The organism is Thiobacter sp. AK1 (genome assembly GCF_039822265.1).
Classification (GTDB): Bacteria; Pseudomonadota; Gammaproteobacteria; order Burkholderiales; family Thiobacteraceae; genus Thiobacter; species Thiobacter aerophilum.
In genome coordinates this window covers 12,737-35,041 of record NZ_JBAJEX010000008.1, presented here as the reverse complement: position 1 = coordinate 35,041, position 22,305 = coordinate 12,737, and the positions used below count along the sequence as shown (strand labels likewise).

Below are 22,305 nucleotides of genomic sequence, written 5' to 3'. Positions count from 1 at the left end.
AGAACAAAAGCCGTGACTTGCCTAAGAATTGGGCCGGCTCAGCCCGCTTCAACCCGGATCATCCATCAACATCCGGGATGGGCCCGCCCCCACCCGCGCAGGCACGGGTGTGATGCCAAAACCATGGATCTCGATGTGCAGTGCAGTTCATCGGGCACGCGCCGATCCAATGGATGATCTGGGTTCAAGCACTCGTGTGACGGGGATTGACCCATTTGAGTTCCGTTCCGCGCCGCGCAGTAGACACTTTCATTGGCGTCCGAATGTTTTCTTGAGGTAGCGCCGGTGGCGGCGTTTCTTCGCCTCCTGGCGCTTGGTCAGAGGCGCGGGCTTCTTTTCCGCATAAGGATTGTGCCCTTGCTTGAATTCCACCCTGAGCGGTGTGCCGCGCAGCGCGAAGGCCTCACGAAAGGTGTTTTCCAGATAACGCCGATAGCTCTCGGGTATGGCCAGGACATTGGTGCCATGGATGACGATCACGGGCGGGTTGGTGCCGCCCTGGTGAGCATAGCGCAGCTTCGGCCTAAACTGGCCAGCGCGTGGTGGCGCATGGGCAAGCACCGCTTCCTTGAGCACGCGCGTGACCTGAGGAGTGGGCAGTTTCGCCATGGCCGCGGCATAGGCCTCGTCGATGGATTTGAACAGCGCAGCCAGTCCCGTGCCCTGCAATGCCGACAGGTAATGCACCCGCGCGAAGGCCAGAAAGGCGAAGCGATGGGCGACTGCCCGCTTCACCTGTTCGCGCCGGTAGTCGTCCAACCCGTCCCACTTGTTGACCGCCACCACCATGGCCTTGCCCGCCTCCAGCACGAAGCCAGCGAGATGGGCATCCTGGTCGGAGATGTCCTGGCGCGCATCCAGCACCAGCACCACCACGTTGGCATCTTCGATCGCCTGCAGCGTCTTGATCACCGAGAATTTCTCGATGGCCTCGAACACACGACCCTTGCGGCGCACACCAGCGGTATCGATCAGGGTGTAGTGCTTGTCGTTGCGTGTGAAGTCCACATAGATGCTGTCGCGGGTGGTGCCCGGCTGATCAAAAGCGATCACGCGTTCTTCCCCGAGCAGGCTGTTGAGCAGCGTCGACTTGCCCACGTTGGGCCGACCGATGATGGCGATCTTGGGATGTTCGGCTTCCTCGACCTGCTCTTGCGCTGGAAATGGCTCCAACACGATGTCCATCAGTTCGTGCACGCCTTCACCGTGGCTGGCCGAGATGGGCAGCGGATCGCCCAGTCCCAGTTCGTGGAATTCTGCGGCCACCACGGCAGAATCCATGCCCTCCGCCTTGTTCACCGCCAGATAAACGGGTCGGCCGGCGCGGCGCAGGGTATCGGCGATGGTCTGGTCCTGGGCCGTGAGACCCTGGCGCGCGTCCACCAGGAACACCACGGCATCCGCCTCGTCCACCGCAGCCAAGGTCTGGCGCGCCATTTCGTGCATGATGCCGTCTTTCGCCACTGGCTCGAAGCCACCTGTGTCCACCACCAGGTAGGGCTTGCTGCCCACGCGGCCATGCCCGTAGTGGCGGTCGCGGGTGAGGCCGGGCAGGTCCGCGACGAGCGCCGCACGGGAACGGGTGAGGCGGTTGAACAGCGTGGACTTGCCCACGTTGGGCCGCCCGACGAGGACGATGGTGGGTTTCATGGAGGCAATGAAGACCTCAATCGAGGCCGAGCAGGTAAAGACCGCCTTTGAGGGTCTGCACCAGCACGCCCTGAGGCGTCACCTGGGGCGTGGCGCGGATCGGACTGCCGTCGGTGGCGATGCGCGCGGCAAAGGCGCCGTCTTCCCGCGACAGGAAATGCACCTGCCCTTGTAGATCGCCCACCACCACGTAACCCCGGTACAGCGCCGGCCCCGAAAGCTGGCGCAAAGCAAGCTTGTCTTGTTTCCAGACGGAAGCGCCGCTGCCCTTGTCGAAGGCATGCAGCGCGCCACGCGCCTCGGTGACATAGAGATTGCGCGCATCCAGGGCGACGCCAGTGAAGCTAGATAGCTCCCGTCCCCAGACGGGCGCGCCGGTGTTGATGTCGAAGCAGGCCACGCGTCCTTGGAAGGCCGCGGCGCAAATGAGCTGGCCATCGGTAACCGGATTGCTGGTGACATCGGCGATGCGTTCCAGCTCGCTCACCCCCCGCGGCTGCGCCACCGTTGCCTCCCAGGCCACTGTGCCGGTGCCCGCCTCCAGCGCCACCAGCTTGCCGCCGCCGAAGCCAGCGAACACGCCGTTGCGGTCCACGAGCAGGCCGGCGGTGTTGCGCACGGTCAGGGCGGGTATGGCGCGCTGGTAGAACCACCTGCGCTGGCCGGTGGCCGCATCTAGGGCATGGATGCGGCCGTCCAGGCTGCGCACATAGACGCTGTCCTGGGTCACCACTGGTACCGCCAGCACCTCGCTGGATACCCGAGTCTGCCACACCAGCTTGCCGTCATGATCGTAGGCGAATACCTCGCCTTTGGGCCCGGCCACCACCACCAGCTTGGGCCCCACGCCTACGCCTGCGGACAGGCGCTGCTTGAGCTTCACCTGCCATAGCTCACGCCCGGTCGCCAGTTCGAAGCGCGCGAGACGGCCGTCGGCGGCAGCAGCGAACACGGCGTCCTGGGTGAAGCCCGGCACGAACACGGCATTGCCCGCGCTCCCGATCTGGGCCTTGGCACGCACGGCTACCCGCACGCTCGGGGTGAATTCCAAGAGTGGGGCGGGCACCTCGCGCCGAGCCGAGGTGCCGAACCAGTCGTCCCACACCTCACCCACGCTGGCACACCCGGCGGCCAGGAAGAGTACCGCCACGGCGAGCGCCGTCCTGCACACGGAGCGACAGGCAGAAAACTTCATCCGCGGCTTTCCAGGCTATCCAGCTTGATTTCCAGAATGGCTCGCGCCGGGCTGTCCTGGGCCAGACGCGCCAACGCTGCGCGGTAGGCCGCGGCCGCCTCCTTATGCTTGCCCTGGGCGGCCAACACGTCGCCGCGCCGTTCCTGGAATAGCAGCTCGAAGGCGGCATCATGGGGCGCATCGAGGGTTTTGAGGGCGGCATCGTACTCTTTGTCGTCAAGGAGCAAGGCCGCCAGGTTTAGACGCGCCAGGTCGCGGCTGGCGCCATCGCGGGCATGCGCGATCACCCATTCCAGCTGGCTTTTCGCACTCTTGCGATCCCCTGCCTGGGAATTGGCCTTGGCGGCGAGAAGCGCGGCATCCAGCGCGTAAGGCGTGCGCGCATATTTGTCCATGATTTCGCCGGCTAGCGCGCGCACCTTCTTGGTGTCGCCGCCAGTGAAGGCCTGTTCCAGCACCTGGTACAGACGCGCGGCTTCGTTGCGCTGGCGTACCTCGTACCAGCTCCAGCCGCGATAGGCGGCGACCGCCAGCACGAACGCCAGCACGCCTGCCACGACCTTGTTGCCATGGGCCTTCCACCAGGCCTGGACAGCGTCCAGTTGTTCCTGTTCTTGCAAATCCAATGCCATCGTGTCTTCTTTCTCTCGATTGCCGTCAAGGCCGCCGCAGCAGATCCGGCAGCTCCTCCCGCGTGGCCTGCACCTGTTCTGCCGCCTCCCGCAGCGCCTTTACGCCCACCACGCCCCGCGCCATCTCGTCCTCACCGATGATGAGGGCGAAGCGCGCGCCACTGGCGTCGGCCTTCTTCATCTGCGATTTGAAGCTGCCACCGCCGCAATGGAGCACGACCTTGAAGCCCGCGTCACGCAGACCTTCGGCGATGGACAAGGCATGGCTTTCCACGCCGCTTCCCGCATGCACCACATAGACATCCGGCCCGCTGGGCGCCACCCGCTGGCCCTGCTCTTCGCGCAGGGCGAGCACCCGCTCGATGCCGAGGGCGAAGCCGCAGGCAGGCGTGGGCCGGCCACCCAATTGCTCGACCAGCCCGTCATAACGGCCACCGGCGCAGAGGGTGCCCTGGGCTCCGAGCTTGTGGGTGACCCATTCGAAAACGGTGAAGTTGTAGTAATCCAGCCCGCGCACCAGGCGCGGATTGATGACGAAGGACACGCCGGCCTGCCGCAACCGAGCCTGCACACCCTCGAAGTGAACTAGCGAGACCTCGTCCAGATCGTCCAAAAGCTTGGGGGCTTCCGCCACCAATTCCTGCAGGGCAGGATTCTTGCTGTCCAGGATGCGCAAGGGATTGGTGTAAAGGCGCCGCCGCGCGTCTTCGTCCAGCAGGTCCTGATGCCGCTCCAGGTAGTGGATCAGGCGCGCCCGATGCCGAGCCCGGTCCTCGGCCGTGCCCAGGGTATTGATCTCGAGCGCCACGTCGGTGATGCCCAGCCGTTTCCAGAGGCGGGCGATCATTACGATGTGCTCCACATCCATGTCGGGACCGGGCCAGCCCAGCGCCTCCACGCCCACCTGGTGGAACTGTCGATAGCGTCCCCGCTGGGGACGCTCGTGCCGGAACATGGGCCCCATGTACCACAGCCGCTGCAGTCCCTGGGCCAACAAACCGTGCTGCAGCGCGGCACGCACGCAGGCCGCGGTCCCCTCCGGACGCAAGGTGAGGCTCTCGCCGTTGAGGGCATCCTCGAAGGTGTACATCTCCTTCTCGACGATGTCCGTGACTTCACCGATGGCACGCTTGAACAAGGCAGTGTGTTCGACGATGGGCGTGCGGATGCCGCGATAGCCGTAAGACGCCAGCCAATCGCGCACCGTATCCTCGAACCATTCCCAGGCGTGGATCTGCTGGGGCAGGATGTCATTCATCCCGCGAACGGCTTGAAGGCTGACAGCCATGGGGTGTACTTCCGTAAAAGGCGGGATTCTACCCGATTCAGGCGGCAGCCGAGGCCGACCCGGGGAGCGCAGCCAGCACGCCGTCCCAGAAACGGATGCGGGCACTGAGCGCGGCGCAAGCTGCCTGCCGTGCTTCGGCGATGCGCTCTCGCTCGCCCCCACACAGGTTCTCCAGCAGCTTGAGCGCCAACGGCGCGTGCGTGCCTTCGTCGAGATGGATATGACGCTCCAGGTAGTAGTGGAAGGCAGGTGCCTGCTCCCGCGTGACGCCCATGCGTTCCAGTAGCGCGCGGAACATGGAAGGAATCACGCTCTCTCGGCCCAGGGAAAACGCCGCCGCTACCACATGCGGCTTGCCGCTGGCGATGAAGTCGAAGGTGGTACGCATAAACTCGCGCGCCGGTTCCGGCACGTTTCCCGTCGCCAGCGCGACCTCGATGCCGCTGCTTTCCGCCAGCTCGACGAAGGTGCGCGCGGGTGTTGGATCAGCGCCCACCTCGCTCATCGCCGCGCAATAAAGCTCGAAATGACTGGCGTAGTTGTAAGTGTGGCAGGCACCGGGCACGCCCTCGTCCGACTCCTCTTCCAGCACGATTTCGTTGATGAAGCGGCGCACCGCGGCATCCCCCCGTGGCACCCAGGGCACGCTGGTGGGGGCGATCACGCCCTGCAGGAATTTCACCAGAGACATGAAATCCCACACGGGATAGACATGGTGTTCCATGAAGACGCGCAGGGCTGCTCGATCGCGCACCCGTCCATAGATTGGATGCTTGGCCAGCTTGCTGCGCAGCGGTTCTACACCGCTCAGATCCAATTGCTTCGCCATGGCTCGTTTTTCTGTGCAAAAATCCACCTCGGCGGGCGCCAGCCCGCCCCCTTTTTCCGTCGTCTCTTCCAGGAATGGCCGCCTTCGCGTGGGAAAGCCCACCGGTGATGGCGATGGGCCACCCTCGACGCCGAAACCACGCCTCGCCATGAGTGTTTCCTTCCGCCTCCCGCTGCTGGCAAGCGCGGCGGGAAGGAAACGCCATCCGTGTTTGACGCTAATTTGCGGCCTTGATGGGAATGGTGCGGGGCGTGGCCGCGCCCGTCTCCTTCCTGGCGGCAAGATGCGCCCGCACCTGGCGTTCCAGCTCATCCACCAGTTCTGCCGCCTCCACCTTGTGGCTGGGCTTGCCGCCCACGTAGAGCAAGCTGGGCGCGCCGCCCGCCAGCCCGATGTCGGCCTCGCGCGCCTCGCCCGGACCATTCACGCAGCAGCCGATCACTGCCACCGTGAGAGGCTCCAGCACGTCTTCCAGTCGCGCTTCCAGCGCATTGACCGTCTTGATCACGTCGAATTCCTGGCGCGAACAGGACGGGCAGGCGACGATGTTCACGCCTTTGTTGCGCAGATGCAGGCTCTTGAGGATGTCGAAGCCAACGCGCACCTCCTCCACCGGATCGGCCGCCAGCGACACGCGCAGGGTATCGCCGATTCCCTCGGCGAGCAGCATGCCGATACCGATGGCGGATTTCACGGTACCGGCGCGAAGCCCACCTGCCTCGGTGATGCCCAAGTGCAAGGGCTGCTCGATCTGTCGCGCCAGCAGGCGGTAAGCCTCCACCGCCATGAACACGTCGGAGGCCTTCACGCTGACCTTGAAATCCTGAAAATCGAGACGGTCGAGGATCTCCACATGGCGCAGAGCGGATTCCACCAGCGCCTGGGGTGTGGGCTCGCCGTATTTCCGTTGCAGATCCTTCTCCAGGGAACCGGCATTGACCCCAATGCGGATGGGAATGCCGTGGTCCTTGGCCGATTGCACCACCGCTCGCACGCGGTCTTCGCGACCGATGTTGCCCGGGTTGATGCGCAGACAATCGGCACCCAGCTCGGCGACGCGCAGGGCGATGCGGTAATCGAAGTGAATGTCGGCCACAAGTGGCACCGGAGAGCGCCGCCGAATCGCCCCGAAGGCTTCCGCCGCCTCCATGCTCGGCACCGAGACGCGCACGATGTCGGCGCCGGCTTTGGCAGCCCGCTCGATTTGCGCCAGCGTCGCTTCCACATCGCGAGTCTCCGTGTTGGTCATGGTCTGCACGGAAATGGGCGCGCCCCCTCCCACGGGGACGTTGCCGACCATGATTTGGCGGCTTTTGCGACGGGGGATCTCGACGGAATGCATGGCTACTCCAGGGTGAGGCGGGCAACGTTGACCTTGACGTAAGGGGCGAGATCGACCGGCTTGCCATTATAGGTGAGACGCACGTGGGCTGCGTTGCCCACTACCACGCTGAACGGCCCCTGGCCCGTCAAGGTTTGTTCATTCCCTTTGCGGTTGAGCTGGGCGATGAGCTTACGTCCCTGCCCGTCGCGCACCTCGACCCAGGCATCCTCGTCGAAGCTGAAATGCAGGGTCGCCGTCGGGAGAGGCTGCTCCGCCCCCTGGCTGGCCACGCGGGTTGGCGGCGATGTTTCTGCCGGCAGCGGCGGCGTGGACGGGAGCGGCACTTCCCCTTTGCCTCGCCCGGAAGGCAGCGGCGCGAAAGCGGTGGGGGGCACGGGCGCAGCGCGCGGGAGGCTGCGTCCGTCGTCCTGCAACAGAGCGTAGATGGCGAGCGGCACACCCACGAAGACGACGAAGGCGCCTGCCAGATAGATGAGCCAGCGCCGTGAGGGTCGGGGCGAGATGTCGATGCCTGGCGCGCGCGGCGCAGGCTTCCCGCTCGTGGCCTGAGGCTGCGCTGCCTCGTAAGCGGCGAGCAGGGGTGCGGCGTCGATTTGCGTCAGCCGCGCGTAGTTGCGGATGAAGCCGCGCACGAAGGTATTGCCGGGCAGGGACGCGAAGTCGTTGCGCTCCAGGGCCTCCACCTGGCGCAGGCTCAGGCGCAGGTGCCGCGCCACATCGGCTGCCGACAGCTGGCGGCGAGCGCGCGCTTCGCGCAACATCTCCCCCACCGTGGGCGAGGAAGGCTCGTGACCCGGGGAGGCGGCTTGTGGTTCGCTCATTCGTAGCGTTCGGCCTTGAGGAGCTGGGTTTGCGGCGCCTCTGGGAACCGCTGGCGTAGCATCTGGGCATAACTTGCCTCGGCGCTACGGTCACCTAGGCGCCGCTCCACCCGGACGCCCAACCAAAGGGCTTCCGCAGTAGGTGGATTCGCCTTCATATAGCGCAAGAGCAGGCTCTTGGCGCTGGCCAGATCACCCCGCCGGTAATGGATGTCCGCCAGATGGTAGAGGGCCAGCGGATGGTTGGGCTGCACCTTGAGGGCACGCTCGAAATAGTCCACCGCTGCCGCTTCATCGTTGCGTTTGAGGGAGCAGATGCCAGCATTGACGTAGGCCTTCTCCGGCGTCTCGTAGCGCGGGTTCTTGAGCGCGATGGTGAATTGCTTGATCGCCTCGTCGATGCGGTTGCGCTGGCAAAGGAACCAGCCGTAATTGTTGTAGGCCTCAGAGCTGCCAGGGTCGAGCTCGATGGCGCGGCGGAAGGCGGCTTCCGCCTCCGCATCCTCCTTAAGCTCCATGTGCACCAAGCCCAGCATGTAATGAGCCGGCGCGTATTTGGGATCGATCTGGGTGGCGATGGTAAGCTCCTCCAGCGCCACGCCAAGCTGGCCAGCGCCGAAATACGCGGAGCCAAGCTCGGTATGGGCACGCGCCGCCTCCAGCCGGGCGCTGTCCTCCTGGCTCAGATTCGGCGACTGCAGGGGCTGCTGGGCGCAAGCGCCACTAAGCAGGATCAGGAGGAAGGCGAAGAGCAGACGCTTCGAACGGCTCGTCAAGATCATGGATGCGCTCCTGTGGCCAGACGCAAGCTGCGCCGGCTTTTGTCCTGTACCCGTCCCGCGAGCTGGCCGCACGCCGCTGCGATGTCATCGCCGCGCGTCTTGCGGGTGGTAACCACGTGGCCTGCCTCCAGCAGGATTTCCCGGAAACGCCGCATCGCTTCGGGCGTCGAACGGCGGTAGCCTGAATCCGGAAAGGGATTGAAGGGAATGAGGTTGAACTTGCAGGACACCTCACGCGTCAGGGCAATGAGCTCGCGGGCGTGGGCAGGCGTGTCGTTGACGCCGTCCAGCATCACGTATTCGAAGGTGATGAAATCCCGCGGCGCCTGCACCAGGTAGCGCTGGCAGGCCGCCATCAGCTCGCGCAGGGGGTATTTGCGGTTGATGGGCACCAGCTCGTCGCGTAGCGCATCATTGGGTGCGTGTAGCGACACCGCCAGCGCCACCGGGCAGGTCTTTCGCAGGCGATCCATGGCCGGCACGATGCCGGATGTGCTCACCGTCACCCGCCGGCGCGACAAGCCGTAGCCATGATCGTCCAGCATGATGGAAAGTGCCGTCACCACGTTGTCGAAGTTGGTGAGGGGCTCACCCATGCCCATGAGCACCACGTTGGTGACCGGGCGCTCACCCAGGCCGACCCCACGCAAAGCCCGGTTGGCAAGCCAGAGCTGGCCGATGATTTCCGCCACCGTCAGATTGCGATTGAAACCCTGGCGGCCAGTGGAACAGAACGTGCAGGCGAGCGCACAGCCCACCTGGGAGGACACACAGAGGGTGCCGCGGTCGGTCTCCGGAATGAACACGGTCTCCACCGCATTGGCACTGCCCGTATCCATCAGCCACTTCACGGTGCCGTCCGCGGAACGATGCTCGGCAAGGATGCGCGGCGGCATGATCGCAGCGGTGGCGGCGAGTTTTTCCCGCAGCGATTTCGCCAGGTCGGTCATGGCCGCGAAATCCTGCTCCCCGGCCTGATGGATCCAGCGCATCACCTGGCGGGCACGGAAAGGCTTCTCGCCCAGGTTCTCGGCGAAGTAGCGGGTCAGACCCGCGAGGTCGAAATCGAGCAGGTTGATGGTCAAGGACTCAGACCCTCCTGCGACGGCCGCGCCGGATGGCGCAGACCATCAGCGGCCGGAATACACTTCCATCTCGGGGAAAAAATAGGCGATCTCCGCCTTGGCCGTGTCCGGGCCATCGGAGCCGTGCACCGCGTTGGCGTCGATGCTCTGAGCGAAGTCGGCACGGATGGTTCCGGGCGCGGCCTTTTTGGGATCGGTGGCGCCCATCAGCTCACGATTCTTGGCGATGGCGTTCTCCCCTTCCAGCACCTGGATCATCACCGGACCGGAAGTCATGAAGGTCACCAGATCATTGAAAAAAGGCTTGCCGCGATGCACGGCATAGAATCCTTCCGCCTCGGCCCGCGACAGCCAGCGCATGCGCGCTGCCACGATTTTGAGACCATTGCTCTCGAAACGGGAATAGATCTTGCCGATCACGTTCTTGGCGACGGCATCCGGTTTGATGATCGACAAGGTGCGCTCGATGGCCATGAAACTGCTCTCCCTATAGGCAAAATACGGAATCGGAAATTCAGAATAAAAACAAGCTGCTAAATATACCGTGTTCGGGCCGGCAAAAAAAGCCCGGCCAAGCTAAATGACCACTTCGTCAGCCGTATGCCGTGCCGCACCCGCGAAGTGCTAACATCGCGGTAAACCACTCGAACAAGGGGGAAAGGGATGGCGGAGCCGATCGCAGAAGACGAGATTAAGAAACGCGCGACCCGCCGCCTGATCGTGGCGGTGACCCTGGTGGTCCTGGCGGCGGGCATCCTCACCTGGCTGTCCCAACACAAGCCCGCGCCGCCCATCACCCGGCCGCCGGAGGAAACCGTGCCGCCCCCCATCATCGCGCCGCCGGCCTCCTCCGAGCCGGAAGCCGCCGCGGCACCCCCGGGGCAAACAGCCCCTGACACGCCACCACCCGGCGAGCCAACGGTGGAGCACGCGCCACAGCAGGCCGCAACCGCCACTGCGCCGGCCATTCCTGCCCCGAAGCAAGCCGGTACACTTCCCCCCACGCTGGGGGCACCGCCCCCGCCGCAAGTGGTGAGCAAGCCGCTGCCACCGCCTGGCCCGGGGCCCAAGGCGCCGCCTGCCGAGGTCGCGAAACCTCTGGTCAAGGCCGAACCGCCGACATCTTTAGCGCCCGCGCCAGCCGCCGTGCCCCACGCAGCCAGCGGCTACGTGGTGCAGTTCGGCGTCTTTGCCAATCCTCAGAATGCCCTGCAACTGGTGGAGCGTTTGCGCGCGGCGGGCATCGAAGCCCAGACGGAAACCCGGGTGATGCTGCCGCCCTTCAAGACGCGGGCCGAAGCCGAAGCTGCCCTCGCAAGGCTAAAGGAAAAAGGCATCCCCGCCGTGGTGGTGGCCCGCTGATCAGAAACGCGCGTAAAGCCGCTTCGGCAGGCATAGCCTGATCTCCGGCACGTAAGTCGGAAGCAGCCGCACCGCGGTCACCGTGTGTATCCACGGCTTCACGGCGCGGGTAACCTGGGCCAGCCCCATTTTCGTCATGGCCGTTCGCCACCTAAAGGTTCAATCCCACCGGGGCGTGATCATCCCCAGTTCCAGCATGACGATCCCGAGATGAATGGATCAATGCCCAGCTTCACAGCTGGCGGCAGAAACAGCGGCGCCAGGATGAGGATGATGGACGAGGCGCCCATGAAGTCGCCGGCGAAGAACAGCAGGGCGTTTACCAACAACAGGAACTGCCATCCTTGGTGCGTTCTTCGGCCCGTTGCTTGAAACGTTCAGCCGCCTTGCCTGACGGCGTGTTGGGGGCACCACGTGGCTAAACTTGATGACAATGGGCGCGGACGCGACGGCCGGAGGTAGCACACCCGCCAGCAGGGCAAGCAGCATGCTGCGCACCAACGTCATGTTTGCCTCCTTAGGGTGAGCACGGAACCCGGCTGCCGCAAGTGTCTTCCTCCGCGCCACGGATGCGCGCGAGGAAATCAGGTTTGGTTCATGCAGTATCAGAGAGGGCCCACGCGAAGCGCCAAGCCCACCTCGTTGGGGGCGGCCTGCCAGCCGCAATCCACGCCGATGCCCGGCACGGCCACCAGCGTATCACCCGACCACAACAGGGGCAGGCGCGTGCGCAGCCAGGGCGGCACACCGGCCTCCTGCAGCAGATTCTTCAGACTGCGCCTGGGGCCGCGACAGTCGGGGCGCAGGCGCTCGCCACCTCGACGCAGCCTGAGCTCCAGCGCGTGGTTTTCCACCATGCGCGAAGACAGGCCGGCGCCGAGGGTGCGTTCACACTCCAGCACGCAGCCCAATTCCGGCAGCTTTAGCCGGCTCTCCCCGTGCCAGGCCTGCCGCCATTCCTGGGATGGCAGCGGTCGCCGGTTTTCCACCCAGGCCTGGCCACGATAGCGGCGCAGCACGAAATCGCCCCAGGGGATCTCGATCCGGGCATCCGCTGCGGCCGATAGGAGTTGACGCCACATTTCGTGCAGGCGTGCGGCGTCGGGCATGGGCGCGCCCTGGGCCTGGAAAAACACCCGTAGCAGATTCTTGGCGCGCGGCGCGGACAGGGCGGCAAGTCCAGCCACTTCCAGCCGGCCGTCGCGCCCATGGCGCGCGAGATCCAGCGCGCCCAGCTCGTCGAGAAGGCTGTCCGCCTCGGCAAGATGCTCGCTCGCGCGCAGCACGGCCTCGCGATAGGCGGGGAAACGGCTCTCGATCAGGGGCAACACGTTCCTCCGCAAAAAGTTGCGAAGAAGCCGCGTGTCGCGATTGCTCTCGTCTTCCACCCAGCTCAGCTGGCGCTGCTTGGCATAGGCGAGGATCACCGCGCGCGGCACGGTAATAAGCGGCCGCAGTAGACGCGGCCCTCCGGCTTTGCGCACCGCCGGCATGCCGGCCAGGCCGCGCACGCCACTGCCCCGCAGCAGATTCAAGAACACCGTTTCCACCTGGTCATCGAGATGATGGGCCAGCACCACATAATCGGCAGGTTGGGCCAGCAACACCCGATAGCGCGCCTCGCGCGCCGCCGCTTCCGGCCCCAGCTCGCGCCGCCTGCGCACGCGCACCCGCGCCACGTGCAGCGGAATGTCCCGCGCCGCGCACAGGCGGACGCAGAAAGCAGCCCACGCGTCCGCGTGGGGACTCAGATGGTGATGGACATGGACGGCACTCAAGGAGAAGTCCAGCGTGCGGCGGAAGCCGTCGAGAATGTCGAGCAGCGCCACGGAATCGACACCGCCCGACAGCGCCAGACACAGGCGCCGTCCCGTTTCCAGATAGCCGATCAGGGCTTGGTGAACATGCTCCTGAAGCTTAGCGGCTGCCGGCTTCCTTGAACTTGCCATAGCTCATGAGCCGGTCGAAGCGCCGCTTGAGAAGCTCATCCACGGAGTAGTCCTGCAAGTCGCGCAGGGTTTCCGCCAACACCTTGCGCATGGACTGCATCATGGCCTCGGGATCGCGGTGCGCACCACCCAAAGGCTCGTTGATGACACGATCGATGAGGCCGAGGGTCTTCAGGCGAGTCGCGGTGATACCCAGGGTCTCCGCCGCTTCGGGCGCCTTTTCGGCGCTCTTCCACAAGATGGAGGCGCAACCCTCGGGAGAGATCACGGAATAAGTGCTGTACTGCAGCATGAGCATGGCATCGCCGACGCCGATGGCCAGGGCGCCGCCAGACCCGCCCTCGCCGATCACCGTGCAGACGATGGGAATGCGTAGCGTGGCCATGACGTAGAGATTGCTGGCGATGGCCTCAGACTGACCACGCTCCTCGGCATCGATGCCGGGATAGGCACCCGGTGTGTCGATGAAGGTGAACAAGGGGAGGTTGAATTTCTCCGCCTGCTTCATCAGGCGCTGCGCCTTGCGATAGCCCTCCGGGCGGGGCATGCCGAAATTGCGGTAGATTTTTTCCTTGGTGTCGCGGCCCTTCTGATGGCCGATCACCATTACCGGCTGGCCATTGAAGCGCGCCAGTCCGCCGACGATGGCAGGATCGTCGGCGAAGTGCCGATCGCCGTGCAGCTCCTCGAAATCCGTGAACAGGGCGTTGATGTAATCCAGCGTATAAGGCCGCTGGGGATGCCGTGCCACCTGGGAGATCTGCCAGGGCGTAAGCTTGGCGTAGATGTCCTTGGTGAGCGCCTTGCTCTTTTTCTGCAGGCGCTCGATCTCCTCCGAGATGTCGAGGGCGGAATCGTCCTGCACGTAGCGCAGTTCCTCGATCTTGCCCTCGAGCTCGGCAATGGGCTGTTCGAAATCCAGAAAGGTCGTCTTCATGGGGCGGACCGCCGTAAAAAGGTCGCCTAATGATACCGCACGGCATGACCGGCAGGACGGTCTCAGTACCAAGCCATGCCACTGCCTTGCCCGCGTGGATCGCTGGCGGCGAAGGCGCGCCCGCTGCGGCGATCCAACCACACCACCTGCATGTTGCCCCATTTTCGGTCTGTCACCTGCACCACGTGCCCGCGTAGGGTGAGGTCGTCCAGCACCTCCTGGGGAAACCCCTCCGGTTCCACCTCGATGCGATCGGGCAGGTACTGGTGGTGATAACGAGGGGCGCTCACCAATTCCCTTAGGTCCACCGTCGGCTGGGCGGCATAGCGCAGGATGGCGAGCAGCACCGTGCTGATGATGCGTGAGCCACCGGGGGTGCCGAGTATCAACACACCGCGCTCATCCTCCACGAAGGTGGGTGCCATGCTGGAAAGCGGACGCCGTCCGGGCGCGAGCGCGTTGGCGGCGCTTGCCGCGAGTCCATAGGCATTGGACCGACCCGCCCCTAGACTGAAATCGTCCATTTCGCTGTTGAGGAGCACACCGGTACGCCCGGCCACGAAGCAAGCTCCGAAGGGCAGATTGATGGAGAGCGTAGCGGCCACCCGATTGCCTGCACCATCAACGATCGAAAAATGCGTCGTGTGGTGCCCGCCACCCCATGGCGGCGCGGGATCGAGGTCGGTGCTCGATGTAGCGCGGTCATCGTCAATGCTTGCGCGCCGGGCAGCAAGATAGGCTGGGCTCAATAGCCGCGCCAAGGGCATGGCGATGAAATCGGGATCGCCCAGGAAGCGACGGTCGTGATAGGCGCGACGCAGAGCCTCAACCACCCAATGCATGCGCTGGGGCAAAAAGGCGTCTTGCAAATCGTACGCCGACAGCACGGTCAGACTCTGCGCCAGCGCCACGCCCGCTGCCGAAGGCGGTGGGGCGGCGACGATGCGCATACCGCGATAATGAACCACCAGCGGGCGACGCTCCCGCACCCGGTAGCGGGTCAGATCTTTCACATGCCAGAAGCCACCGGCGCGGCGCACCGCCACCACCATCTCCCGCGCCACCGGCCCACCGTAGAAGCCTGCCCGCCCCTCCTTGGCCAGTCTCGCCAGGGTGCGCGCCAGCGCCGGCTGGCGCAGGCGCGCACCAGCAGCCGGCACCGCGCCCCGGTCCAGGAACTGCGATGCCGCCTCTTCCTGGCCATGCAGGCAGGCGAAACGCACCTTGGCCATGGTGCGATAGCGCTCGTCCACCGGGAAACCGTCCTGCGCCAGGGCGATGGCAGGCGCCAACGTCTGGGTCAAGGGCAGGCGTCCATAATGCCGCGCGAGATGCACCAGGGCGGCCGGCAGACCCGGAATGGCCGCCGCCTTGGCGCCTTCCGTGGTCGCCCGGGGAAGCCAGCGGCCCTGGGCATCGCGATAATGGGCCAGGGACGCCCCGGCAGGCGCGGTCTCCCGCGCGTCCAGAAACACCTGCCGGCCATCCTGCGCCCGATGCAGGAGAAAGAAACCACCTCCCCCGAGGCCAGAACTGTAGGGCTCCACCACCGCGAGCACGGCCGCCACCGCCACCGCCGCATCGAAGGCGTTGCCACCTTGCGCGAGGATGTGCTGCCCGGCCTCGGTGGCCAGAGGATGGGCCGTGGCCAGCGCCCCCATTGTCTGCGCCCAGGCCGGTGGGAGCAGCATGAGCCCCAGCGCCCAGCCGGCCAGCCAGCGGGCGCATGACACACGAAAGGAATACAAAATGCGCGTCCTCAGCGGGGAACCTGCCAGCAGTTGTTGGGCGACTCGTACACCAGCATGAGGCTCTCCACCGGCGGGGTGGTGACGTAGCGCACGCCGATCATGTCCGGTCCCTTGCGCCAGTGCACGGCCAGTTCGTTGCGCTCGCCAATGCTGGTCACGTTGGTGTTGGCGATCACCCGCACCGGCTGGCCATAGCGGCCATTGTAGTTATTGATCACGATTACTAGGTTCCTCAGCGACGGTGCCACTTCCTGCTGCAATCCCACCAGCCGGTCGTTGCAGAAGTCGAACACGAACTGGCGGTGACTAGCCCGCTCCGGCGTGTCGTAGGCGATCAGGGTGGTGGCGGAAAAATCCTGCACCCGTTCGAAGGCGTAGCTTGCCAGCGCTTGCCGCACCTGCTCACGGGTCATGCCGCTTTGAAAGACATCCACTTCGAAAGCGGCAGCGGAATTGACCAGCAGCAAGCCCAGCATCAGCGATAGGGTGCGCATGGGAAGGTCTCGGTGATAAGGATGGTGGGCTCGCCGCGGATCATGATGCGATAGGTGCGATAGACGGCATCCGGCCCGGCCCAGCCCACGTCTAGGATTTCCCGGTAGGTTTCCAGTCCCCGCTCGCGCAATAGCTCGCCAATGCCGATGCGTCCCGCCGCCAGTTCGCCCTGCAGCCGCTCCGGCAAGCAAGGCAGACGGATCAGGGACTCGGCCTCGCCGTAGCAGCGCTTGGATGCCCGGCCCCGAAGCCGCACCCGGCGGCGCAAGACCTGCTCGCCCGCGCTCAAGCCCAGGGCCGGCACCGCCGCTTCCAGGATCACTTCCGCCTGCCCCAGGTTATCCACATGCACCTCTTCCCAGAAATACGCTTCCAGGTGTTTGGTAACGGTACCATCGGTCACCAGCAGCGTGCGCAGAAAGGGTGGCAGGGCTTCCATGTGCAGGCTTTCCGCGCGCGCATTGATAACGATGCCGCCCGGCACATAGCCGCGGGTCCGGAAATAGCTGCGGGAAAAACCAGTGGAGACGGGCATGACCGGTCACTGAAGAGGCACGCATCAATGGTAAAGGGCTTTGCCTCTCCCTGCCAATGCCGGCTACACGGGCCGGAATCTCGTTACAATGCAGGCCCATCTGCCGACAGGAGGAACATCATGGCCGAGCAACCCGCCGCGCTTTCCATCGCCACCCTAGGCGGCGGCTGCTTCTGGTGTCTGGAGGCCGTGTTCGAACAGGTGCGCGGTGTCGCCCAAGTGGTCTCCGGCTATGCCGGGGGCATGGTGGACAATCCCACCTATGCGCAGGTTTGCACCGGCACCACGGGCCACGCGGAGGTGGTGCAGGTGCATTTCGATGCCGAGGTGGTGCCCTACCGTACCCTGCTGGAAATCTTCTTCACCATCCACGACCCCACCACGCCCAACCGCCAGGGCAACGACCGCGGCCCCCAGTACCGTTCCATCATCCTCTATCACGATGCCGAACAGAAACGCATCGCCGAGGAGGTGATGCAGGCGGTCACGCAAGCCGGCCTGTGGCCGGCGCCATTGGTGACGGAACTGAAACCGCTGGAGAAATTCTGGCGGGCGGAGGATGACCACCAGGGCTACTTTCGAAGCCATCCCTGGCAGCCTTATTGTCAGTTCGTCGTGGCGCCCAAGGTGGAGAAGTTCCGCCGCCGCTTTAGCGCCTGGCTCAAGGCCTGATGCATCTGTACGTGGACATCTCCGGCCATGGCCTCGGCCATCTGGCGCAAACGGCACCCGTGCTCGATGCGCTGGCGGCGCGTCTGCCGCAACTGCGCCTCACCCTGCGCTGCGCCCTGCCGCGGGAACGCATCGCCCGCCGCCTCGCGACCCCCTTCACTCACCTAGCCAGCGGTAGCGATTTCGGACTGGTCATGAAAAACGCCCTCGACGTGGACGTCTCCGCAAGCCTGGCCGCCTACCGAGCGCTGCATCGCGATTGGGGGCAGCGCGTCGAGTTGGAAGCAGAAGCGCTCGCGCGCCACGCGCCGCACCTGGTGCTCAGCAATGTGTCCTATCTGGCCCTCGCCGCCGCCAAGCGGGTGGGCATCCCAGCCCTGGCCATGAGCTCCCTCAACTGGGCCGCTATCGGCAGCGCCTATCTGCGCGATGAACCTGGCTTCGCAGCAATCCACGCCGAGATGCTCGCCGCCTATCAGGGCGCGCAGGCTTTCCTGCGCCTGACCCCGGGCATGGACATGCCGGAGCTGGACAACCTCGTGCCCATCGGCCCGGTGGCCAAGCCCGGACGCCGCGCCAGGGACACCTTGCCGGATGGGCGTCTAGTCTTGGTCGCCATGGGCGGGATCCCGGTTTCGCTGGCCGTGCCTTGGCCGCGCCTACCGGGGGTGCGCTGGCTCATGCCACGGGCCTCGGGCATGAAGCGGTGCGACGTGTCCTTCATCGAAGACACGAGCCTTACCGTGAGCGATCTCATCGCTTCCGTGGATGTGGTCCTCACCAAGGCAGGCTACGGCACCTTCGTCGAGGCCGCGGCAAGCGGCACGCCCGTTCTCTATGTGCAGCGGCCAGACTGGCCGGAAGAGGCGGCCCTCACTGCCTGGCAGCGACGGGTCAGCCGTTGCCGCGCCGTGACGCGCCAGGCATTCGAGGCGGGGCAATTTGGCGAGCAGCTGCTGGAATTGCTAGACGGCCCGCGCCCCGCTCCAGTCGGGCTCACTGGCAACGAGGAAGCAGCGGATTTTATCGCCCGCCGCCTGGGGGGCGAGGGCTGACATGGCGCGCATTCTCTGCGTGGGCATCGCCACCCTGGATCTCGTTTTCACCGTCGACCACTATCCCCGCGAAGACGAGGAAATGCGGGCCCAAAGCCTGCGCGTCACGCGAGGTGGCAATGCCGCCAACACTGCCGTGGTGCTGGCCCGGCTCGGTCATCAGGTCGCCTTCGCCGGCGTCCTCGCCGCAGCGGAAGAGACCGCCATCCTGGTGCGGGACTTCCAGCAGCATGGTGTGGACACCGCGCCCTGCGTGGTACGCCCGGGCAAGCCGCCCACCTCCTCCATCCTGCTCGCGCCCTCGGGCAGTCGCACCATCGTGCATTACCGCGACCTTTCCGAGTTCGGCTGCGAAGACTTTGCCCGCCTCGACCTGGCCGCCTATGACTGGGTCCATTTCGAGGGCCGCAATCCGGACACCCTCGCCTGCATGCTGGATCACCTGCGGCGCCATCATGCCCGACTGCCCCTGTCGCTGGAGGCGGAAAAACCGCGCCCTGGCCTTGCGGCCCTGTTCGACCGCTGTAACGTGCTGCTCACTGGACGCGCCTTTGCCCGCGCCCTGGGCCATGGGGAGCCACGAGCCTTCCTGCAAGCCCTGCGGGCCCAGGCACCACGGCCGCTGATCTTCGCCGGCTGGGGCGAAACCGGCGCCTGGGCCTTGCCCGGCAGCGAGGCGCCCCTCTACACGCCCGCCTTTCCGCCGCCGCGGGTGGTGGACACGGTGGGCGCGGGAGACACCTTCAACGCCGGCGTGATCCATGGCGTGCTCAACGGCTGGCCCGTAGACCGCACCCTACGTGAGGCGGCTTCCCTGGCGGGCCGTAAATGCGGCCAGGTGGGCTTCAGCTTGGTTCCAACCCCAGGACCGTGAGGAAACGCCGGCGCGCAGCCTCAAGCCGCGCTCGGCCCGCGGCCGGCGGCCCGTCCAGGGCCGCGAGGCATTCGGCGAAGAAGGCATCGAAGGCCGCACGCAGCGCATCGACCGGCAGGCTTGTCGGCAGACTGTCGGGCCGCGCGGCCGAGTTGTCCTTAACCGGCCGCAGGCGCGCATAGCGGGGGATCATGCGCAATCGGCCGGTGGCTTCCTCCCGCGCCGACACCGGCCCCAGCTTGACATAGAGCGCACCCTCCCACTCGAAGCGCGCGCCCGGCTCAAGTTCCGTGAACCTCATGCACCCTCTTCCGGATGGGTCACCGCAGGCGGCTCGGACTGGGGCGTCCAGGCGCCGGCAAGGAGCTTTTCCAGCCAGAACAGCCCTGCCACCGTTTTCGCCTCGCAGATGCGGCCTTCCTGCACCCAGCTTATAGCCGTGGCCACGGGCAAAGTAAAAACCTCCAAAAACTCATCACCCTCGCGCCGATGGCCCTGGTAGATTAGACCCCGGGCGAGAAAATAAACCAGCCGCTCGTCCGCGTAGCCGATACAGGGATAGACGGTGGTCACGTAACACCATTCCCGCGCGGTGTAGCCCGTTTCCTCGAGAAGCTCGCGACGCGCGCAGGCGGCGGGTGTCTCGCCAGGGTCGATCTTGCCGGCCGGCAGTTCGATGAATTCCCGCCCGAGGGGATAGCGGAATTGGCGTTCCAAGAGCAAGTTGCCGTGGTCATCGAGGGCCAGGATCACGACTGCCCCCGGATGGCGGATGTACTCGCGCACGGAAGGTCGGCCATCCGGCAGCCGCACCTGATCCCGGTGGACTTGCAGCAATCGGCCCTGCCACACCACCTCCCCCGCCACAGGCGCCTCATAAAAATCTTTGCTTGCCATATTGAAACTTTCTCTTTCGCCTGCTATCTTAGGAACAAGCCCGAGTGATTTTGTCAGCTATTAACAGGCTGCGGATTATTTGGGATTTTTTTGGATGAACCATATTAGCATCCACTAACCTTCTAAAGGAGTGAGCCATGAGTCTGATCAATGGACTGGACAGCAACGGGGTGGTGACCGTCAACCGGGTCATCCTGCGCCCCGAGTACACGGTGGATGACCTGGAAGAACGGGTCGCCGAACTGTGCGAGAACGTGAAAACCTATCATTCGGACACCGGTTTCATCGGCGGATTCGTGATGATCAACACCGGCATGGTGTCCAACGAGGGCTCCACCATCGGTCAGGCGGTGGAAAGCCCCCTCAAGGGTCGCGAGGCACTGATCGTGACGTTCTGGCGCAGCATGGAAGATCATGAGCAGTCCCACCGTTCCGAGACCTTCCAGCCCCTGTTCAAGAGGGTGCTGGAGCTGTGCGAGAACGGCAACGAGGAAATCGCCTACCAGCTGCTTTGGCAGGGCAAGGCCTACGATCCGGAGACCGCCAAGGCCGCGCGCGAGGCCAAGGAAAGATACAGCAAGGCCGCGTGATACACACAGTCCACGCAAGCCAGGGCAAGGTCCCTGGTTTTTTTTCGTCCGTTTCTGCAAAAGGCCGTGGCACCCCCGATCGCGAACGCCCAGGGCGCGGCAAGACTCACACCATCTGCCGGATGGCAGTGGCGCACAAGGCCATCAGGGGCTGGGGCATGAGTCCCAGTGCCAGCACCGCCAGGCCATTGGCCGACAGCAACACCTGCATGCCGGGGTTGGCACCCGGGGCCGCCGGCTCACTGGGCGCGTCGAAATACATCAGCTTGACCACGCGCAGGTAGTAAAACGCCCCCGCCACCGACATGAGCACCGCGAACACCACCAGCCACAGGAAGCCCGCATCCAGTGCCGCCTTAAGTACCGACAGCTTGGCGTAGAAACCGACGGTGGGCGGCACGCCCGCCATGGAGAACATGAGCAGCAGCATGAGGAAGGCATGCCAGGGACTGCGCTGATTGAGCCCCTTGAAATGGTCGAGCGCTTCCGCCTCGAAGCCCTCGCGGGAAAGGAGCAGGATCATCGCGAAGCCACCCAGGCTCATGAGCACGTAGGCCGCCACGTAGAAGAAGGCGGCGCTGTAACCCTGTTCGCTTCCTGCCAGAAAGCCCAGCAGCACGAAGCCCATGTGGGATATGGTGGAGTAGGCCAGCATGCGTTTGATGTTGGTCTGGGCGATGGCGGTGACGTTGCCCAGGGCGATGGAGAGCACGGCCATTAGCGCCAGCATGGGCTGCCAATCGGCGGCCAGCGCTTGCAGCCCATCCACCAGCAGCCGCATGAAGAAGGCGAAGGCCGCGAGCTTAGGGGCCGAACCGATGAACAGGGTGATGGCGGTGGGGGCGCCTTGATAGACATCCGGGATCCACATGTGAAAAGGCACCACACCCAGCTTGAAGGCGAGCCCCGCAACCACGAACACCAGGCCGAACACCAGCACGGGATCCGCTCCCATCCCGGGCAGTGCCGCCGCCACCCGCGCCAGCTCCAGGGAGCCAGTCACGCCGTAGAGCAGCGACATGCCATAAAGCAGTAGGCCAGAGGCGAGCGCGCCCAGTACGAAATACTTCATCGCCGCTTCGCTCGCCAACCTATCGTCCCGCTTGAGCCCCACCAGCGCATATAAGCACAGGGAAAGGAGCTCGAGCCCCAGATAGAGGGTGAGGAAGTGACTGGCCGAGATCATGATCATCATGCCCAGCGTGGCGAACAGCACCAGGACATAGAACTCGCCCCGATCCATGCCCCGCGCGCGCAGATAGTCCCGGGAATAGATGAGTACCGCCGCGACGGCGCCGTCCAGCATGAGCTTGAGCACGTCGGCGAGCCGATCGTCCACGAAGGTATTGGCAAAGGCCAAAGTGGGGACCGGATCGAGCGTCAACACCGTGGCCAGCGCCGCCCCACCCAGGGCCGCCAGCGCCAGTGCGAACGTGATCCAGCGCAGATCATCGGCCAGAAACAGATCCAGGATCAGCACCGTACACGCCATCCCCAGAAGCACCAGTTCCGGCAGCGCAGGCAGCAGATCGGCGAGCACGAAGTCGGCCATCATGATCGG

At 65.0% G+C, this 22,305-nt stretch carries 24 protein-coding genes and 1 pseudogene; 5 read left to right on the top strand and 20 right to left on the bottom strand.

Annotated elements, in window-relative coordinates:
* Positions 1–330 precede the first annotated feature (330 nt).
* From der to ndk, 10 genes and pseudogenes are all read right to left on the bottom strand, one after another.
* Positions 331–1,650, bottom strand: a pseudogene (gene der, locus V6E02_RS10010) (ribosome biogenesis GTPase Der); the annotation flags it as partial.
* A gap of 16 nt (positions 1,651–1,666) precedes the next feature.
* Positions 1,667–2,800, bottom strand: coding sequence for an outer membrane protein assembly factor BamB (gene bamB, locus V6E02_RS10005; protein ID WP_430626798.1), 1,134 nt, complete (start codon positions 2,798–2,800; stop codon positions 1,667–1,669).
* 41 nt (positions 2,801–2,841) lie between these two features.
* Complete coding sequence (locus V6E02_RS10000; RefSeq protein ID WP_347308655.1) at positions 2,842–3,477, bottom strand: YfgM family protein; 636 nt, start codon at positions 3,475–3,477, stop codon at positions 2,842–2,844.
* 25 nt (positions 3,478–3,502) lie between these two features.
* Positions 3,503–4,765 carry a histidine--tRNA ligase gene (gene hisS, locus V6E02_RS09995; RefSeq protein WP_347308654.1) on the bottom strand — a complete coding sequence of 421 codons (1,263 nt, stop codon included), beginning with the start codon at positions 4,763–4,765 and terminating at the stop codon, positions 3,503–3,505.
* 37 nt (positions 4,766–4,802) lie between these two features.
* Positions 4,803–5,594: a DUF3050 domain-containing protein gene (locus tag V6E02_RS09990; protein ID WP_347308653.1), complete on the bottom strand. Its 792-nt coding sequence runs from the start codon at positions 5,592–5,594 to the stop codon at positions 4,803–4,805.
* 217 nt (positions 5,595–5,811) lie between these two features.
* On the bottom strand, positions 5,812–6,936 hold the full coding sequence (ispG, locus tag V6E02_RS09985; protein WP_347308652.1) for a flavodoxin-dependent (E)-4-hydroxy-3-methylbut-2-enyl-diphosphate synthase: 1,125 nt from the start codon (positions 6,934–6,936) through the stop codon (positions 5,812–5,814).
* Positions 6,937–6,938: 2 nt separating this feature from the next.
* Complete coding sequence (locus V6E02_RS09980; RefSeq protein ID WP_347308651.1) at positions 6,939–7,760, bottom strand: RodZ domain-containing protein; 822 nt, start codon at positions 7,758–7,760, stop codon at positions 6,939–6,941.
* Entirely contained in the window at positions 7,757–8,542 is a 786-nt protein-coding gene (pilW, locus tag V6E02_RS09975; protein WP_347308650.1) for a type IV pilus biogenesis/stability protein PilW, read from the bottom strand. The genes V6E02_RS09980 and pilW overlap by 4 nt, the downstream gene beginning before the upstream one ends.
* On the bottom strand, positions 8,539–9,627 hold the full coding sequence (gene rlmN, locus V6E02_RS09970) for a dual-specificity RNA methyltransferase RlmN (RefSeq protein ID WP_347308649.1): 1,089 nt from the start codon (positions 9,625–9,627) through the stop codon (positions 8,539–8,541). Before rlmN ends, pilW begins: the two co-directional genes overlap by 4 nt.
* Positions 9,628–9,672: 45 nt before the next feature.
* The gene (gene ndk / locus V6E02_RS09965; RefSeq protein WP_347308648.1) at positions 9,673–10,101 is read right to left on the bottom strand and encodes a nucleoside-diphosphate kinase; all 429 of its coding nucleotides are present in this window, start codon (positions 10,099–10,101) and stop codon (positions 9,673–9,675) included.
* Positions 10,102–10,290: 189 nt separating this feature from the next.
* Between ndk and V6E02_RS09960 the strand changes: the two genes are divergently transcribed.
* Positions 10,291–10,989: an SPOR domain-containing protein gene (locus V6E02_RS09960; RefSeq protein ID WP_347308647.1), complete on the top strand. Its 699-nt coding sequence runs from the start codon at positions 10,291–10,293 to the stop codon at positions 10,987–10,989.
* On the opposite strand, the gene V6E02_RS09955 is transcribed toward V6E02_RS09960, so the two are convergent.
* The 7 genes from V6E02_RS09955 to V6E02_RS09925 form a co-directional block, all read right to left on the bottom strand.
* Positions 10,990–11,127 (bottom strand): hypothetical protein, encoded by a 138-nt coding sequence (locus V6E02_RS09955; protein WP_347308646.1) that lies wholly within the window; start codon positions 11,125–11,127, stop codon positions 10,990–10,992.
* A 41-nt stretch (positions 11,128–11,168) separates the two neighbouring features.
* Positions 11,169–11,315: a TRAP transporter large permease subunit gene (locus tag V6E02_RS09950; protein ID WP_347308645.1), complete on the bottom strand. Its 147-nt coding sequence runs from the start codon at positions 11,313–11,315 to the stop codon at positions 11,169–11,171.
* 279 nt (positions 11,316–11,594) lie between these two features.
* On the bottom strand, positions 11,595–12,938 hold the full coding sequence (gene tilS / locus V6E02_RS09945; RefSeq protein ID WP_347308644.1) for a tRNA lysidine(34) synthetase TilS: 1,344 nt from the start codon (positions 12,936–12,938) through the stop codon (positions 11,595–11,597).
* Positions 12,907–13,875: an acetyl-CoA carboxylase carboxyltransferase subunit alpha gene (locus V6E02_RS09940; protein ID WP_347308643.1), complete on the bottom strand. Its 969-nt coding sequence runs from the start codon at positions 13,873–13,875 to the stop codon at positions 12,907–12,909. Before V6E02_RS09940 ends, tilS begins: the two co-directional genes overlap by 32 nt.
* Positions 13,876–13,937: 62 nt before the next feature.
* A complete protein-coding gene (ggt, locus tag V6E02_RS09935; protein WP_347308642.1) occupies positions 13,938–15,623 on the bottom strand; it encodes a gamma-glutamyltransferase in 1,686 nt (561 codons plus the stop codon).
* Positions 15,624–15,634: 11 nt separating this feature from the next.
* The gene (locus V6E02_RS09930) at positions 15,635–16,120 is read right to left on the bottom strand and encodes a hypothetical protein (protein WP_347308641.1); all 486 of its coding nucleotides are present in this window, start codon (positions 16,118–16,120) and stop codon (positions 15,635–15,637) included.
* Complete coding sequence (locus tag V6E02_RS09925; RefSeq protein ID WP_347308640.1) at positions 16,102–16,656, bottom strand: chorismate--pyruvate lyase family protein; 555 nt, start codon at positions 16,654–16,656, stop codon at positions 16,102–16,104. The genes V6E02_RS09930 and V6E02_RS09925 overlap by 19 nt, the downstream gene beginning before the upstream one ends.
* 120 nt (positions 16,657–16,776) lie before the next feature.
* Between V6E02_RS09925 and msrA the strand changes: the two genes are divergently transcribed.
* Genes msrA through V6E02_RS09910 form a run of 3 tightly spaced genes read left to right on the top strand, consistent with a single transcriptional unit; the run spans position 16,777 to position 19,257 of the window.
* The gene (gene msrA / locus V6E02_RS09920; protein WP_347308639.1) at positions 16,777–17,328 is read left to right on the top strand and encodes a peptide-methionine (S)-S-oxide reductase MsrA; all 552 of its coding nucleotides are present in this window, start codon (positions 16,777–16,779) and stop codon (positions 17,326–17,328) included.
* Complete coding sequence (locus tag V6E02_RS09915; RefSeq protein WP_347308638.1) at positions 17,328–18,383, top strand: hypothetical protein; 1,056 nt, start codon at positions 17,328–17,330, stop codon at positions 18,381–18,383. The genes msrA and V6E02_RS09915 overlap by 1 nt, the downstream gene beginning before the upstream one ends.
* A 1-nt stretch (position 18,384) precedes the next feature.
* Entirely contained in the window at positions 18,385–19,257 is an 873-nt protein-coding gene (locus V6E02_RS09910) for a PfkB family carbohydrate kinase (protein ID WP_347308637.1), read from the top strand.
* On the opposite strand, the gene V6E02_RS09905 is transcribed toward V6E02_RS09910, so the two are convergent.
* Together V6E02_RS09905 and V6E02_RS09900 are read right to left on the bottom strand one after the other, a co-directional pair.
* A complete protein-coding gene (locus tag V6E02_RS09905) occupies positions 19,229–19,558 on the bottom strand; it encodes a hypothetical protein (RefSeq protein ID WP_347308636.1) in 330 nt (109 codons plus the stop codon). The two genes, V6E02_RS09910 and V6E02_RS09905, sit on opposite strands and share 29 nt — an antisense overlap.
* Positions 19,555–20,154: an NUDIX domain-containing protein gene (locus V6E02_RS09900; protein ID WP_347308635.1), complete on the bottom strand. Its 600-nt coding sequence runs from the start codon at positions 20,152–20,154 to the stop codon at positions 19,555–19,557. The genes V6E02_RS09905 and V6E02_RS09900 overlap by 4 nt, the downstream gene beginning before the upstream one ends.
* A 137-nt stretch (positions 20,155–20,291) precedes the next feature.
* On the opposite strand from V6E02_RS09900, the gene V6E02_RS09895 reads away from it, so the two are divergent.
* Positions 20,292–20,744 carry a hypothetical protein gene (locus tag V6E02_RS09895; protein ID WP_347308634.1) on the top strand — a complete coding sequence of 151 codons (453 nt, stop codon included), beginning with the start codon at positions 20,292–20,294 and terminating at the stop codon, positions 20,742–20,744.
* A gap of 106 nt (positions 20,745–20,850) precedes the next feature.
* On the opposite strand, the gene nuoN is transcribed toward V6E02_RS09895, so the two are convergent.
* Positions 20,851–22,299: an NADH-quinone oxidoreductase subunit NuoN gene (nuoN, locus tag V6E02_RS09890; protein ID WP_347308633.1), complete on the bottom strand. Its 1,449-nt coding sequence runs from the start codon at positions 22,297–22,299 to the stop codon at positions 20,851–20,853.
* Between the last annotated feature and the right edge of the window lie 6 nt (positions 22,300–22,305).